Source organism: Mesorhizobium muleiense, assembly GCF_900099905.1.
GTDB lineage: Bacteria > Pseudomonadota > Alphaproteobacteria > Rhizobiales > Rhizobiaceae > Mesorhizobium > Mesorhizobium muleiense.
The window spans coordinates 61,806-75,776 of the sequence record NZ_FNEE01000012.1; the positions used below are offsets into that span (position 1 = coordinate 61,806).

Annotated in this window: 14 protein-coding genes; 6 read left to right on the plus strand and 8 right to left on the minus strand. The window is 61.7% G+C overall.

Features of this window, described 5'->3' with window-relative positions:
* The first annotated feature begins 12 nt into the window (after nucleotides 1-12).
* Entirely contained in the window at nucleotides 13-390 is a 378-nt protein-coding gene (locus BLT09_RS20400; protein WP_091596186.1) for a DUF3307 domain-containing protein, read from the plus strand.
* A 161-nt stretch (nucleotides 391-551) separates the two neighbouring features.
* On the opposite strand, the gene dxs is transcribed toward BLT09_RS20400, so the two are convergent.
* The 6 genes from dxs to BLT09_RS20430 form a co-directional block, all read right to left on the minus strand.
* Nucleotides 552-2,492, minus strand: coding sequence for a 1-deoxy-D-xylulose-5-phosphate synthase (dxs, locus tag BLT09_RS20405; protein ID WP_208602520.1), 1,941 nt, complete (start codon nucleotides 2,490-2,492; stop codon nucleotides 552-554).
* A 209-nt stretch (nucleotides 2,493-2,701) separates the two neighbouring features.
* The gene (locus BLT09_RS20410; protein WP_091596000.1) at nucleotides 2,702-3,622 is read right to left on the minus strand and encodes a pirin family protein; all 921 of its coding nucleotides are present in this window, start codon (nucleotides 3,620-3,622) and stop codon (nucleotides 2,702-2,704) included.
* Between the two features lie 10 nt (nucleotides 3,623-3,632).
* The gene (locus tag BLT09_RS20415) at nucleotides 3,633-3,899 is read right to left on the minus strand and encodes a DUF2277 domain-containing protein (RefSeq protein ID WP_023799339.1); all 267 of its coding nucleotides are present in this window, start codon (nucleotides 3,897-3,899) and stop codon (nucleotides 3,633-3,635) included.
* Nucleotides 3,900-4,009: 110 nt separating this feature from the next.
* Nucleotides 4,010-4,261, minus strand: a complete 252-nt coding sequence (locus BLT09_RS20420) for an exodeoxyribonuclease VII small subunit (protein ID WP_023799340.1) — start codon at nucleotides 4,259-4,261, stop codon at nucleotides 4,010-4,012.
* A gap of 3 nt (nucleotides 4,262-4,264) precedes the next feature.
* Complete coding sequence (locus tag BLT09_RS20425) at nucleotides 4,265-5,191, minus strand: histone deacetylase family protein (protein ID WP_091596188.1); 927 nt, start codon at nucleotides 5,189-5,191, stop codon at nucleotides 4,265-4,267.
* A 181-nt stretch (nucleotides 5,192-5,372) separates the two neighbouring features.
* Complete coding sequence (locus BLT09_RS20430) at nucleotides 5,373-6,017, minus strand: TetR/AcrR family transcriptional regulator (protein WP_091596002.1); 645 nt, start codon at nucleotides 6,015-6,017, stop codon at nucleotides 5,373-5,375.
* Nucleotides 6,018-6,136: 119 nt separating this feature from the next.
* Between BLT09_RS20430 and BLT09_RS20435 the strand changes: the two genes are divergently transcribed.
* The gene (locus tag BLT09_RS20435) at nucleotides 6,137-7,360 is read left to right on the plus strand and encodes an MFS transporter (protein ID WP_091596004.1); all 1,224 of its coding nucleotides are present in this window, start codon (nucleotides 6,137-6,139) and stop codon (nucleotides 7,358-7,360) included.
* Between the two features lie 60 nt (nucleotides 7,361-7,420).
* On the opposite strand, the gene ribB is transcribed toward BLT09_RS20435, so the two are convergent.
* Both ribB and aroC read right to left on the minus strand, forming a co-directional pair.
* Entirely contained in the window at nucleotides 7,421-8,521 is a 1,101-nt protein-coding gene (gene ribB / locus BLT09_RS20440; protein ID WP_091596005.1) for a 3,4-dihydroxy-2-butanone-4-phosphate synthase, read from the minus strand.
* A 124-nt stretch (nucleotides 8,522-8,645) separates the two neighbouring features.
* Nucleotides 8,646-9,746 carry a chorismate synthase gene (gene aroC / locus BLT09_RS20445; protein ID WP_091596190.1) on the minus strand — a complete coding sequence of 367 codons (1,101 nt, stop codon included), beginning with the start codon at nucleotides 9,744-9,746 and terminating at the stop codon, nucleotides 8,646-8,648.
* A gap of 291 nt (nucleotides 9,747-10,037) precedes the next feature.
* On the opposite strand from aroC, the gene BLT09_RS20450 reads away from it, so the two are divergent.
* From BLT09_RS20450 to BLT09_RS20465, 4 genes are all read left to right on the plus strand, one after another.
* The gene (locus tag BLT09_RS20450; RefSeq protein ID WP_031254973.1) at nucleotides 10,038-10,301 is read left to right on the plus strand and encodes a DUF1344 domain-containing protein; all 264 of its coding nucleotides are present in this window, start codon (nucleotides 10,038-10,040) and stop codon (nucleotides 10,299-10,301) included.
* 483 nt (nucleotides 10,302-10,784) lie between these two features.
* Nucleotides 10,785-12,386, plus strand: coding sequence for a sensor histidine kinase (locus tag BLT09_RS20455; RefSeq protein ID WP_236473083.1), 1,602 nt, complete (start codon nucleotides 10,785-10,787; stop codon nucleotides 12,384-12,386).
* Between the two features lie 126 nt (nucleotides 12,387-12,512).
* A complete protein-coding gene (locus BLT09_RS20460; RefSeq protein WP_023799350.1) occupies nucleotides 12,513-13,187 on the plus strand; it encodes a response regulator transcription factor in 675 nt (224 codons plus the stop codon).
* A gap of 145 nt (nucleotides 13,188-13,332) precedes the next feature.
* On the plus strand, nucleotides 13,333-13,971 hold the full coding sequence (locus BLT09_RS20465; RefSeq protein WP_091596009.1) for an RNA polymerase sigma factor: 639 nt from the start codon (nucleotides 13,333-13,335) through the stop codon (nucleotides 13,969-13,971).

Here is a 13,971-nt window from a genome sequence, read left to right on the forward strand (position 1 = left end):
TGGAGTATGGTCATGGAAATGATGACTTTGACGCTCGCAATGCTTTTCTGCCTCCAGCTAAAGCACTTCATTGCCGACTATCTGCTCCAGCCCGGCTGGATGTTGGGCGGAAAGGGCGATCTGCGCCGCGCCGGCGGCTATGTCCACGCGGGCTTGCATGCGCTAGGCTCTTTGCCGGCCCTTCTCATCGCCGGGCTCGAACCCACCGCAGTCGTCCTGCTTTCTGCCGCGGAATTCACGGTCCACTACGCGACAGACTACACCAAAGCCGGGCTGTCCGGGCGCAGCCATGCTGGCCCCGACACGCGAACATACTGGGCCATGCATGGGGCTGACCAGTTCTTGCACCAGCTTACCTATGTCGGCCTGATCTTCGCTGCGCTCGCTTAGAGAGAGGAATTTGAGGCGGACAACGTGGACCGAACATTGATCCGGCGGCACGAGCTTTCGCCGCGAGAGCAGAGACACCGTGGGCGAATGCCAAATGACAACGCAAACAGTCAGTTACGACCGCCGGTCGTCAAACTGATGCAAGCCGTTGAGATTTTGATTCAGGCGCTTTGCGCGCTGGCGGTGTGTCCCAGTGCGACGAAGACGGTGCGCACGATGCCGGCGGCATCTAGCCCGGCGTCGGCATACATCTTTTCGGGCTTGGCGTGATCGACGAAGCTGTCAGGCAACACAAGCGGGCGTACCTTCAGGCCGTTTTCCAGCAGCCCTTCATGGGCCAGGAATTGCAGCACGTGGCTGGCGAAGCCGCCGACCGCGCCCTCTTCCACTGTCACCAACACTTCGTGCGAACGGGCCAGGCGCCGGATCAGGTCCTCGTCGAGCGGCTTGGCGAAACGAGCATCGGCGACCGTGGTGGAAAGCCCTGCCGCGCCGAGTTCCTCGGCCGCAGCCAGGCAATCCTGCAGCCGCGTGCCGAAGGAAAGCAGCGCAACCTTGGTGCCCTCCCTGACGATACGGCCCTTGCCGATTTCGAGAACCGAGCCACGCTCCGGCAGGTCGACGCCGACGCCGTTGCCGCGCGGGTAGCGGAAGGCGATGGGGCCGTCATCGTAGCTTGCCGCCGTGCGCACCATGTGTCGCAGTTCCGCCTCATCTGCCGCGGCCATGACGACGAAACCGGGCAGCGTCGCCAAAAAAGTCGTGTCGAAGGCGCCGCAATGGGTCGCCCCGTCGGCCCCGACGAAGCCGGCGCGATCGATCGGGAAGCGCACCGGCAGTTTCTGGATCGCCACGTCGTGGACGACCTGGTCATAGGCACGCTGCAGGAAGGTCGAATAGATCGCCGCGAAAGGCTTGAAGCCTTCGGTGGCAAGGCCTGCGGCAAAAGTCACCGCATGTTGCTCGGCGATACCGACATCAAAAGTCCTCGCCGGGAACGCCTCGCCGAAGAGGTCGAGGCCGGTGCCGTTCGGCATGGCGGCGGTGATGGCGACGATGCGATCATCTTCGCGGCCTTCCTGGATCAGGCTGTCGGCAAAGACTTTCGTGTAGCTCGGCGCGTTGGCCGGCGCCTTGGCCTGCGCGCCGGTGATGACGTCGAATTTGTTGACGCCATGATATTTGTCGGCGGCCGCCTCGGCCGGTCCATAGCCCTTGCCCTTCTGGGTCACGACGTGGATCAGCACCGGACCGTCGGCATTGTCGCGGACGTTCTTCAGCACCGGGATCAGGTGCTCGAGATTGTGACCGTCGATCGGGCCGATGTGATAAAAACCCATTTCCTCGAACAGCGTGCCGCCGGTGACGTAACCGCGCGCATGCTCGACCGCCCGCTTGATGGCGCGATCGGCGCGCTCGCCGAGATAGGAGGTCAGCTTCTTGCCGAAATCGCGCAAGCCCAGATAGGCCTTGCCCGACGCCAGGCGGGCCAGATAGGCGCTCATCGCCCCGGTCGGCGGAGCGATCGACATGTCGTTGTCGTTGAGGATGACGATCAGCCGGGCATCGAGCGCGCCGGCATTGTTCATCGCCTCATAGGCCATGCCGGCCGACATGGCGCCGTCGCCGATAACGGCAATGACATTGTTGCGGCCCCCGGAGAGATCGCGTGCCATTGCCATGCCGAGGCCGGCGGAAATCGAGGTCGAGGAGTGGGCGGCGCCGAACGGATCGTATTCGCTCTCGGCGCGCTGGGTGAAACCGGACAGGCCGCCCTCTTGCCGCAGCGTGCGGATACGGTCGCGGCGGCCGGTCAGGATCTTGTGCGGATAGGCCTGGTGGCCGACGTCCCAGATCAACCGGTCGTCTGGCGTGTTGAAGACATAGTGCAACGCCACCGTCAGTTCGACCACGCCAAGGCCAGCACCGAGATGTCCGCCGGTGTGGGACACGGCGTCGATCAACTCGGTGCGAAGCTCCGATGCCAATTGCGGCAGAGCACGTTCGTCAAGCGCCCTGAGGTCGGCCGGGATGCGGACCTTGTCGAGAAGTGGCGTATGGAGCTTTGCGTTCACTGGTGCTGGGGCCTGCTTTTTATTCATCTGCGAAATAGGCTGCTGGCCGGCGAATGTAAATGCGTGCGAGTGACGCGGCATAGCTTCAAACTGTTAGGGTTTCGTTTACGCGTCAAAAAGGACGCGCGGCGCTCTAAAGCGCGTCGCGTTCGACCGACCTCACGCGACGCGCTTTAGGTTGTTGTTTTATGCATGTCGTTATCGCAAAACCGCTGCACACGTTTGCGCGACATGCATTAATTGTCCGGCAGCGGAATGAACTCTTCTTCATCCCCCGGAACGATATCGAAACGGCCTGTCTTCCATTCTTCTTTCGCCTGTTCGATGCGTTCCTTCGACGAAGATACGAAATTCCACCAGATGTAGCGCTTGGAGCCGAGCGAGGCGCCGCCGAACAGCATGAAATGCGCTCCCCCCTCCGACGACACGACGATCTCGTCGCCGGGCCGGAACACCAGCAGCCGCTCTGCCGGGAAGCGGTCACCGGAGATCGATACCTCGCCTTCCAACGTATAGATGGCGCGCTCCTCGGCATCGGCTGGGATTTTCACGCTGGCGCCGGGCGCCAGGCTGAGGTCTGCATAGAGCGTGTCCGAAGCGGTCACGACCGGTGACCGCAACCCGGAAAACGCGCCAATGACAACGCGTCCGCTGACGCCTTCAGCGTCGATCTCGGGCAGACGCATGGCCGCGGTATTCTCGAAGATCGGGTCGACCTCCTCCTTATCGTCCGGCAGCGCCAGCCATGTCTGCAGGCCGGAAACCGACATCGGCGCACCGCGCAGTTCCTGCGGCGTACGCTCGGAATGGACGATGCCGCGACCGGCGGTCATCAAATTTATGTCGCCGGGCTGGATGACCATTTCGGTGCCGAGCGAATCGCGATGCCTGATCTTGCCGTCGAACAGGTAAGTGACCGTCGACAGGCCGATATGGGGATGCGGGCGGACATCGAGCGCCTGGCCGGCCCGCAAAATCGCCGGTCCCATGCGATCGAAGAAGATGAAGGGACCGACCAGCCGACGCCTGGCGGTCGGCAAGGCACGGCGAACCTGAAAGCCGCCAATGTCCTTGGCGTTCGGAATAACCATCAGTTCGATCTGGTCGCTGGCGAAGGCGTCACCGGGCAGAGGGTCGTTTCCGGGAAAAAAGCTCATGCGGTCTTCCTCAGGCGAAGCGGAGTGCAGACCTGGCTTTCGCCTTGGCCGCCACCTCGTCGCGATTGCGCGGATGCTGTGTCGTCTCGAGGCTGTCCAGCAATTCGCGCGCAGACGCGGCTATGGCCTCGACGGCGTGGTCGAACGCATGCTGGTTCTGTTTCGACGGCCGTGTCGTTCCGCTCAGCTTGCGGACAAACTGAAGTGCGGCATCGCGGACCTCGTCATCGGTTGCCGGCGGATCGAAATTGAACAGTGTCTTGATGTTTCTGCACATCGTTCGCAATCTCCTCTCGTCCTGGAGCCGTTTCAAGCGGGATGAGTATTATTCTCAATCATGATCATGTCGAAAAGCCGAACGGCGAAATTGTCTTTCAAGACCGTGGCTTACTCCGCATCCAGCGGCTCGGTCCCCACCGGCTTGCCGTCGCGCGAAAGCCTGATCTTCTCGACCTTGTCCTCGGCCGCCTTGAGCAGCCGGTCGCAATGGAGTTTTAGCGCCTCGCCGCGCTCATAGATGCGGATCGACTGGTCGAGCGGCACGTCGCCGCGCTCCAGATCATCGACGATTTTCTCCAGCGCGTCGAGCGCCTGCTCGAAGCTCATCGCCTTGACGTCTTCGTTGCTCTCACCAGCCATCGTCTATCCTTTCATCAGTCGCCCGACATGGGCGGCGACCGAAAATGCCAATCCCTGCAGATCGTAGCCGCCCTCGAGCAGGCTGACGAGCCGGTTGTCGCTGTGGCGACCGGCGCGCTGCATCAACTGGCCGGTTGCCCAGTCGAAATCGTCCTCGGTCAGATTGATCTCGGCCAGCGGATCGCGGTGGTGCGCGTCGAAGCCGGCGGAAATGATGATGAGGTCGGGCGCGAAATTGTCGAGCGCCGGCAAGATCCGCGACAGGAAAGCGTCGCGGAAAACCTCGCTGCCGGTCTGCGGCGCCAGCGGCGCGTTGACGATGTTGCCGGCGCCGGTTTCGCTCACCGCCCCGGTCCCCGGGTAAAGTGGCATCTGGTGCGTCGAGCAATAGAGCACCGACGGATCGTCCCAGAAAATATCCTGCGTGCCATTGCCGTGGTGGACGTCCCAGTCGACGATGGCAACACGCTCGGCCTGGTGTTGCCTTTGCGCGTAACGCGCCGCGATCGCCGCGGTATTGAACAGGCAAAAGCCCATGGACGTGGCCTTTTCGGCGTGGTGGCCGGGCGGCCGGGCGGCGACAAAGACATTGGCCACGTCGCCCCGAAAGACATCGTCGACGGCGGCGTTGGCAGCGCCGATCGCCGTCACGGCCGCCTGCCAGCTTTTCGGACTGGCGGTGGTGTCGGCGTCAACACGAGCGATACCGATGTCCGGTATCATAGCGCGGACCCGTTCGACGAATTCCTGCGGGTGTGCGTAGAGGATGGTGGCCTCGTCGCCTTCCGGCGCCTCGGCACGATCGAGGGCCGCAAAGACCTCGTCGTCGAGCACGCGCTCGATGGCGCGCAGGCGGTCCGGCCGCTCCGGATGACCGGGCGGCGTTATATGCTCGAGAAAGATCGGGTGGGTATAAAGCCTTGTGACCATGCCCCCGATATAGGCGCGCCCGGCGGCTTTGACCATGTTTTGCAACCGCCAAAGGCAGACGTTCAACAGGGTTTAGGCGTTGGGTGCTGGTTGGGTCCGGCGCGAGCTGCCCGAATCTAGAGGCGCACTTCGGCCGTCCCATTCGAGGTCGCGCCTTGCCTTTGGTGGTCTTGATACAGGCTCAGGCCGGCGATTTGTCCACCTCAGCCGGTGCTTGTGGACGGCCAGTGCTGCGGCCTTGCCTGAGCAGTCCCTCCAAAAGCACGTTGAACGCCTTCACCGCCTTTTTCGACGTCGCTTCTGGATTTTCCGAATTTGCGATCCACTGCGCGGCATGTAGCGAGGCGCCGCTGACCAGCCTTGCTGCGGCTTCGGGATCAACGGCAACGATGGTTCCCTCGTCCTTCAGCTTTTGAAGGTTCTCGCTCATCGAGCGGATGCATTCGTTCTGGCTCGGCCATTGCGAAGGATCGCCGAGCACCGCCGGTCCGTCGCGAAGGACAATACGCTGGATCTCCGGCTCCAGCGCCATCTCGATATAGGCGGTGCATTCGTCGACAAAGCCCTGCCAGAGAGTGTCCGCCCTGACTGAGACGAACTTCAACCGGGCCAACATCTCCGCGTCGATCTCGGCGATGACCGCCTGGAGAAGGCCCTTCTTGTCGCCGAAGTGATGATAAAGCGCGCCGCGCGTCAGCCCGGCCGATGCGGTGAAGTCGTCCATCGAGGCCTCGGCATAGCCGACAGTGCCAAAGGCATGGCGCGCCGCCGCGACCAGTTTGGCGCGGGTTTCGGCGATCATCTCCTTGCGTGGTTTGTGCCCCATTCGCTTATTCCTTCACATACGTCTCGTATATTATTTGACATACGCGTCGTATGTCATTATCTGATTTGCATACGCCACGTATATAAGTGGCTCGGCCTCAAAAATCCAGGAGTGTTCCCATGCCCAATCCTTATCGCGAAATATTCAAGGCAAGGGGAGCCAAGGGCTTCGCTGCAGCCGGCTTCGTCGCCCGGATGCCGATGGCCATGGCTCCGATCGGAATCGTCGCGATGCTGTCGCAGACGCACGGCGAGTACTGGCTGGCCGGCGCCGTCTCTGCGACATATGCGCTGGCCAATGCTTTTGTCGCGCCGCAGATATCGCGACTGGTGGACCGCCTCGGCCAGGCGCGGATTGTGGCGCCCACCACTGTCATTTCCGTGCTCGCCTTCGTGGTGCTGATTGCGGCGGCCAATCAGGACTTGCCGATATGGACACTGTTCGTGTCAGCGCTGCTGGCCGCCGCTATGCCCAGCATCCCAGCGATGGTGCGCGCGCGCTGGACAGAGCTCTTCCGGGATCGCCCCGAGATGAACACGGCGTTCGCCTTCGAATCGGCGGCGGACGAGCTGGTCTACATCGCCGGGGCTTCGCTGTCGGTTGGCCTGAGCGTCGCGCTTTTCCCGGAAGCGGGAATGCTGGCGAGCACATTGTTCCTCGCCTTCGGCTCGACAGCCCTCATCCTGCAGCGCTCGACCGAGCCGCGCGTGCGACCGGTCGACCAGGGTTCGCGCGGATCGGCAATCCGCCTGCGGCCGGTCCAAATCATCACCTTGGCCCTGATCTTCATCGGCGCGACCTTCGCAACCACGGAGGTGAGCACCGTGGCAATCACCAAGGAGCTCGGCCAGCCGGGCGCCGCCAGCCTCGTCATCGGCGTCTATGCCCTCGGATCGTTCGTCGTCGGCATCGCCCTCGGCGCTCTGAACCTGAAAACACCGCTGCAAATTCAGCTTGCCATCGCGATCGCCATCATCGCGCTCACCACGCTGCCGTTGCTTGTCGCAGACACGGTGCCGCTTCTGGCGCTGGCTGTCTTCGTTAGCGGTGTGGCGATCTCGCCGACCTTCATCACGGCATTCGGCCTGATCGAGCGGCGCGTGCCGGAGGCGATGCTGACCGAGGGCGTGACTTGGGTCATGACCGGCATTGGCATCGGCATAGCGCTCGGCTCCTTTGCCGCCGGATGGGTGGTGGACGCCTTCGGTGCCCAGAGCGGCTTCCTGGTGTCGGTGGCGGCGGGCACTGTCGCGCTGGTCACCGTGCTCGCCGGCCAGCGCAGCCTTGCCACGGGCGATAGTGACATCTCCGCGCGCGAAACAGCCGCGGTTGCTGCCGAATAGTCTCCATGCGTCCGGTGCCAAGCGGGACCGGACGCATGCCGGCGATCCGCTAAACCAGTCCTAGAGAATCTCGGTCTTGGCGATGTGGATGCCGAAACCTTCGAGGCCGACATAGTGGCGCTCGCGCGAGGCGATCAGGTTGATCGAGGAAATGCCCAGATCCTTCAAGATTTGCGCGCCGAGGCCGATCTCGCGCCATTCGCTTTCGCGGCGGCGCGCCTCTTCATGGTCCTCGCGGTCGCCGGCGGCCGGCCGGTTGCGCTCCTGATGGGCGACGCCGACGGAACCTTCGCGCAGATAGACGATGACGCCGCGCCGGCGCTCGCCCATCGATTTCATGATGCCGTCCAGCCTGTGGCCGGTGCCGAAGACGTCAGTCACAACATCCTCGGAATGCAGTCGCACGGGCACCTCCTCGCCGTCGCGGATGTCGCCGAAGACGATCGCCACATGGTGCATCGAGTCCCAGGGCAGCGTGTAGGTGAAGACCTGCGCCTTGCCGCCGGGTGTATCGATCTCCGAACAGGCGACACGCTCGACCAGCGTTTCCTTACGCTGGCGATAGGCGATGAGGTCGGCGACCGAAATCTGCTTCAAACCGTTCTTTTCGGCGAAGGCCTGCACCTGCGGGCCGCGCATCACGGTGCCGTCATCATTGACCAGCTCGGAAATGACACCGACCGGCGGCAGGCCGGCAAGCTTGCACAAATCGACCGCGGCTTCGGTATGGCCCGAACGCATCAGCACACCGCCTTCGCGCGCAATCAGCGGAAAGATGTGGCCGGGGCGGACGAAATCGGAGGCGCCGACATTGCCGTTGGCAAGGTTGCGCACGGTCAATGTGCGGTCGTCGGCCGAAATGCCCGTCGTGGTGCCGTGCTTGAAATCGACGCTGACGGTGAAGGCGGTGGTGTGGGCCGAGTCGTTGTCGGCGACCATCGGCGACAGGTTGAGGCGCTTGGCCTCGTCGCGCGGCATCGGCGTGCAGACGATACCAGAGGTATTGCGGACGATGAACGCCATCTTTTCCGGCGTGCAATGGACGGCGGCGACGATCAGGTCGCCCTCGTTCTCGCGCCCGTCATCGTCCATGACGACGACAATCTCGCCGCGTTCGAAGGCGCGCAGGGCTTCGACGATCTTCTTCTGGTCGTAAGGCATAAGTTGCTCGCTTTGCTCGCGGGAGTAGGGCAGTAGGGGAGTAGGGGAATAGGGAAAAGAAGAAAGTTTGTCACCTCGGCAGGTCGCTTAAAATACTCCCCTATTCCCCTACTCCCCTACTCCCCTACTCCCTTCCCGTTTGTCCCCGATGACGCAAATAGTGATCGGCGATCGCGCAGGCAACCATCGCCTCGCCGATCGGCACGGCGCGGATGCCGACGCACGGATCGTGGCGGCCCTTGGTCATGATCTCGACGTCGTTGCCGTCCTTGTCGATCGACTTTCGCGGGGTCAGGATCGACGAGGTCGGCTTGACGGCGAAGCGCGCGACGATCGCCTGGCCGGTCGAGATGCCGCCGAGGATGCCGCCGGCATTGTTGGACAGGAAGACCGGTTTGCCGTCATTGCCGATACGCATCTCGTCGGCATTTTCTTCGCCGGTGATGCGGGCGGCCTCGAAGCCGTTGCCAATCTCGACACCCTTGACGGCATTGATCGACATCAAGCCCGAGGCAATGTCCTGGTCGAGCTTGGCGTAGATCGGCGCGCCCAGGCCTGCCGGAACGCCGTCGGCGACGATCTCGATTACCGCGCCGACCGAGGAACCCGCCTTGCGGATGCCGTCAAGATACGCGGTGAAGACGGTGACCGATGCCGGATCGGGCGTGAAGAATGGATTTTCGGCGTCGCCAACGAAATTCCAGTTCCAGTTGGCGCGGTCGATCGATTTTTCGCCCATCGACACCAGCGCGCCGCGCACGATCATGCCGGGCACGACCTTGCGGGCCAAGGCTCCGGCCGCCACCCGCGCCGCCGTCTCGCGGGCCGAAGAACGGCCGCCGCCGCGATGATCGCGCAGGCCGTATTTGGTGTCGTAGGTATAATCGGCATGACCAGGCCGGTATTGGCGGGCGATCTCGCCATAGTCCTTGGAGCGCTGGTCGACATTCTCGATCATCATCGACACCGGCGTGCCGGTGGTGATCATGGTCTCGCCGTCGTCATCCAGGATGAAGCCGGACAGGATCTTGACCTCGTCGGGCTCGCGACGCTGCGTCACAAAACGCGATTGACCCGGGCGGCGCTTGTCGAGTTCGGACTGGACCTCGGCGCGCGTGAAGCGGATGCCGGGCGGACAGCCGTCGACGACGCAGCCGAGCGATGGACCATGGCTTTCGCCCCAGGTGGTGACGCGGAAAAGATGGCCAAACGTATTGTGAGACATGAAAACCAGCCCTGCCGGCACCGAGCCGGCTTAGCGCATGACCCCGAAAATCGGAGCGATTTTCGGGAAGGATCATGCGCAAAAACAAAAGTGCCACAGCGTCGTTTCTGCGTTAGGACGCGCGGCGCCTTGGCTGCGTTCTATTGGCGTTTTCCGCAGCGGTCAAACTGTGATCTGGCGGATTTAGTTTTGACACATTCGGTTGGTTTCTGCTTCCCTCGACCCGTCTGTTGAACACCGTCTGTTGAACACCCGCCGCCCCCGAGCCGGCGCAATGATAAGAGGACGATGATGCGTATCCCGATCGGCGCCGTTGCCGCCATGTTGCTGATTTCCACCGCCGCCTTCGCCGGCCAGACCGAAGGCCTGATCAAAGAGATCGACAAGGAGACGTTGACGCTGACACTCGACGACGGCAAATCCTACAAGCTGAACGCCGAAACCGATCTCGAAGCGCTGAAACCTGGCATGGACATCGTGATCGCCTACGACGAGACAAACGGCGAGAACATCATCACCGACATGCAATTGCCGGATAGCGATTCAACCGAATAGACTCATTCAGTCTGGACGGTGCTGGCTATTCTCGCGAGCAACGCGACCAGTTTCGGCTGCGATGGGTCTCGGTTCCTGGCGGTTTCGCAAGTGACTCGCAAGTCACCCGCGAAAGCTTCAACTCTGCGCCCGATGAAACCCGGCAAGCCAGTCTTGCCTCGGCTTGCGGCGTCCGGCTGAACTTAACCTCTCACGGGGTGGAAGCCGCTAAATTCGGACGGCAGGACTGCATTCTCACCAATTTCTAACCTGAATCTCTCGTATCCTTAATAGCGGGTCCTCTATGGTTGCTCCGTGCTGAAACGGCGTCGCGGAAATGTTGCGCCGATCTGCGCGAGTCATCCTGCACGGTGGCCTTCTCTGCCGCGAAGGGGGTATTCTTGAATCCGATCGGTTTCGGGTTCTCAACGCCGATGGACACCGATGGGCATCAGGTCTCGCATTCTTGTATTTCAGCTCATTGTCGTGGGGGCAGTCGTGATTATGGCGGCTATCGTCTACATCACCATTCGCTCGACAACCTACTACACACAGCGCGTGCAATGGGCCAACAACCAACTGGAAGCCGTCACCGCGCTTACGGTCAACGCCAACCGATATTCCGAGCAGATCGCCGAGTTCCTGTTGATTGGCGAGCCGGAGCGGCCCGACTACGAGAGCGCCCGCGCCGAGCTTGAGGCCGGATTCGAAAAGCTCGCGCAGCTGACCAGGGGAGAAGCCGAGTTTCTCGGGCGCAGCAGCGAACAGGAGGACAGCGGTGACGAGATCTTCCGCATCACGCGGATGCGCACGCTCTACGGAGAAATCGCCAAAGCCACGTCGGACGCAATCAATCTTCGCAACCAGGGGCGCCAGGAGGACGCGGTTAGGATTTTTCGCCGGGACATCGAGAATCGTTTCGACGCCGAGTTCGAAAACATCCTGGAAGCCGCGCGGCGCGACGAAGAGGAAGAGGTCGTGCGAACCGAACTGCAGGCAGAAGCACTGTGGCGACGCCTGACCTGGATGACGGCCGCGCTTGCGTTGGCTGCTGTGGTTCTCTGCTTTGTTGCTGCTTTCCTTCTCGCCCGATCATTGATGCGCCCGATCAGCCTTCTGACCGAAGGCACAGAGGCGATCAGTCGTGGTGATCTCGACCACCGGATCGCCTTTGATGGCCGCGACGAACTTGGTGCGCTCGCCAGGCGGTTCAACGAAATGGCCACACACCAGCAAGACCAGCGCGACCGGCTGCTCAACGCCAAAGCAGAACTCGAGCAGCAAGTTGCCGCACGGACCGCAGAGCTTGCCGCGGCGAACCAGCGGTTGACGGAGCTCGACCGGTTGCGCGTCCAGTTCCTCGCCGACATCAGCCATGAACTGCGCACTCCACTGACGGCGCTTCGCGGTGAAGCGGAAATTCCGCTGCGCCATGGTTCAAAGCCAGAGGCAGTGTACCGCGATGCGCTCGAACGGATTGTCACTCAGAGCCTGGAGATGGGACGCCTCGTCGACGATCTCGTTTTCCTTTCTCGTTCGGAAACCGATACAATACGTTTCGAGCCCCGCCGAACGGACCTCGTTACCATCGTCGCCGATGCGGTCCACGAGGGCGAAATCCTGGGGCGCGCCAAGGGCATCTCGATCAAGGCGGCCTACAGCACCCGTCCGGTCTGGATCACAGCCGACGCGCAGCGGCTCAAACAGGCTCTCGTGATCATTCTGGACAATGCCATAAAATATTCTCCGCGCGATCGCTCGGTGAACTTGAGCATGACCGTTATGGACGGGCATGCGGAGATTGCGATACGCGACAAGGGTTTGGGCATTCCAGCCGAGGAAATACCCAAGGTGTTCGAGCGATTTTACCGTGGCCGAAGCCCAAGGGCGTCGCGCCAACTTGGCAGTGGCCTCGGTCTGGCGATCGCGAAATGGCTCATCGAAAAGCATCGTGGCGAGATTGCGCTCACGAGCGAGGTCGGGTCTTTCACTGAGGTCGTGGTCCGGCTTCCACACGCCGACACAACCGCGTCTGCGGATGCGAACGCAGGTGCCGCCGTAGCCGTTCTGAAAAAGAGGCTGCGTGCAAAAACCGGCTCGGAATAAACAACGACCTACTTCGTTTCATGGATTACGATAGTTGAGGCGGGAGCATGGCGGAATGACCACGCCCACCGCGAGGCGGGGAATTCTCTCACTCCCCGCAATACGACCGGGGAGAAGGTGGTGTAAATGTCAAGGATTCTGCTGGTAGAGGACGACGATCGCATCGTCGGCTTCATCAAGCGAGGGCTCGAAGCCGAGGGTTACGTTGTCGACGTGACCGACAGTGGCGGTGATGCGCTGGCGATGGTGCGGGAGACGCCATATGCGCTGATCGTTCTCGACCGAATGCTTCCAGGAATCGACGGCCTCGAAGTATGTCGCATGTTGCGGCGCGAGCAGCACCAGCATCTTGTCCTGATGCTCACGGCCAGAGACAGCCTGCAGGACAAGGTCGAAGGGCTGAAGGGTGGCGCCGACGACTACCTGACCAAACCTTTCGCCTTCGACGAACTGATCGCGCGCATGGAAGCGCTGCTTCGTCGCGGCTCCAGCACAGGCACGGACCCGGTCCTCAGGGTTGGCGATCTGGCGCTTGATCCGGTCGGCAAGAAAGTCTGGCGCGGCGAACGCGAGATCAGTCTGACGGCCAAGGAATTCAGGCTTCTCGCGTATCTGATGTCGCACTCCGGCGCTGTGATCAGCAGAACCCGGCTGCTCAACAATGTTTGGGATCTGAGCTTCGACCCGGAAACGAAGGTGGTCGATGTCTACATTCGCTACCTTCGCAGCAAGATCGAAAGCGTGGACGAAAAGCCGCTCATAAAAACCGTGCGGGGCTTCGGCTACGTGATATCGGCTTGAAGCCAGCGGGTCACCTTCGTTTTCAGGAAATAGGCAGTTCTCTCACCAAGCTCTAACCTGATGCTTGCCATAGTCTAATCCTGGCCTTGCCGAAATCTAGCCGGACTCCCACGCTGGTTTAGCCGCCGTGGTCATATGCTGCCATATGAAGATACCGACCCACCCCGAATGCGTGCGGAGGCGGCTGACTTCGCCTGGTCCTCATGAAACCGGAAACTTCGACGTGATTGAGACTGATCCATTCGGAAAGCAGCTTGTTGCATTTCTTCCGAACCTGCGCCGTTTTGCGATTTCCCTTTGCCGTTCCCGCGATCTTGCCGACGATCTGGTGCAAGCGGCTTGCGAACGCGCGCTTGCCAACACCGAGCGCTTTGAACCTGGAACCCGTTTTGATGCGTGGTTGTTCCGGATTGTGCGAAATTTGTGGATCGACCACATCAGAAGGCAGCGCACGGCCGGGCCGCAGGAGGACATTGAGCAACGGCAGGACCTCGTCGGCGCCTGTGGCGAGCGAGATGTCGAAGTACGCTTTACCCTGAACAGCGTTGCCCAGGCGATCACCGACCTGCCGGACGATCAGCGCGAAATCATTCTCCTGGTCTGCGTCGAGGACCTTTCCTACAGGGAGGCGGCCGGCGTTCTCGACATACCGATCGGAACGGTGATGAGCCGGCTGGCGCGCGCCAGAAAGAATCTCGCCGAGGCAGTCGGAATAAATCCCGGCTTGCCACGTTCACCGGTCATGAAGGGCGAGAACAGAAATGATAAGATGCGAGTTTGCTGA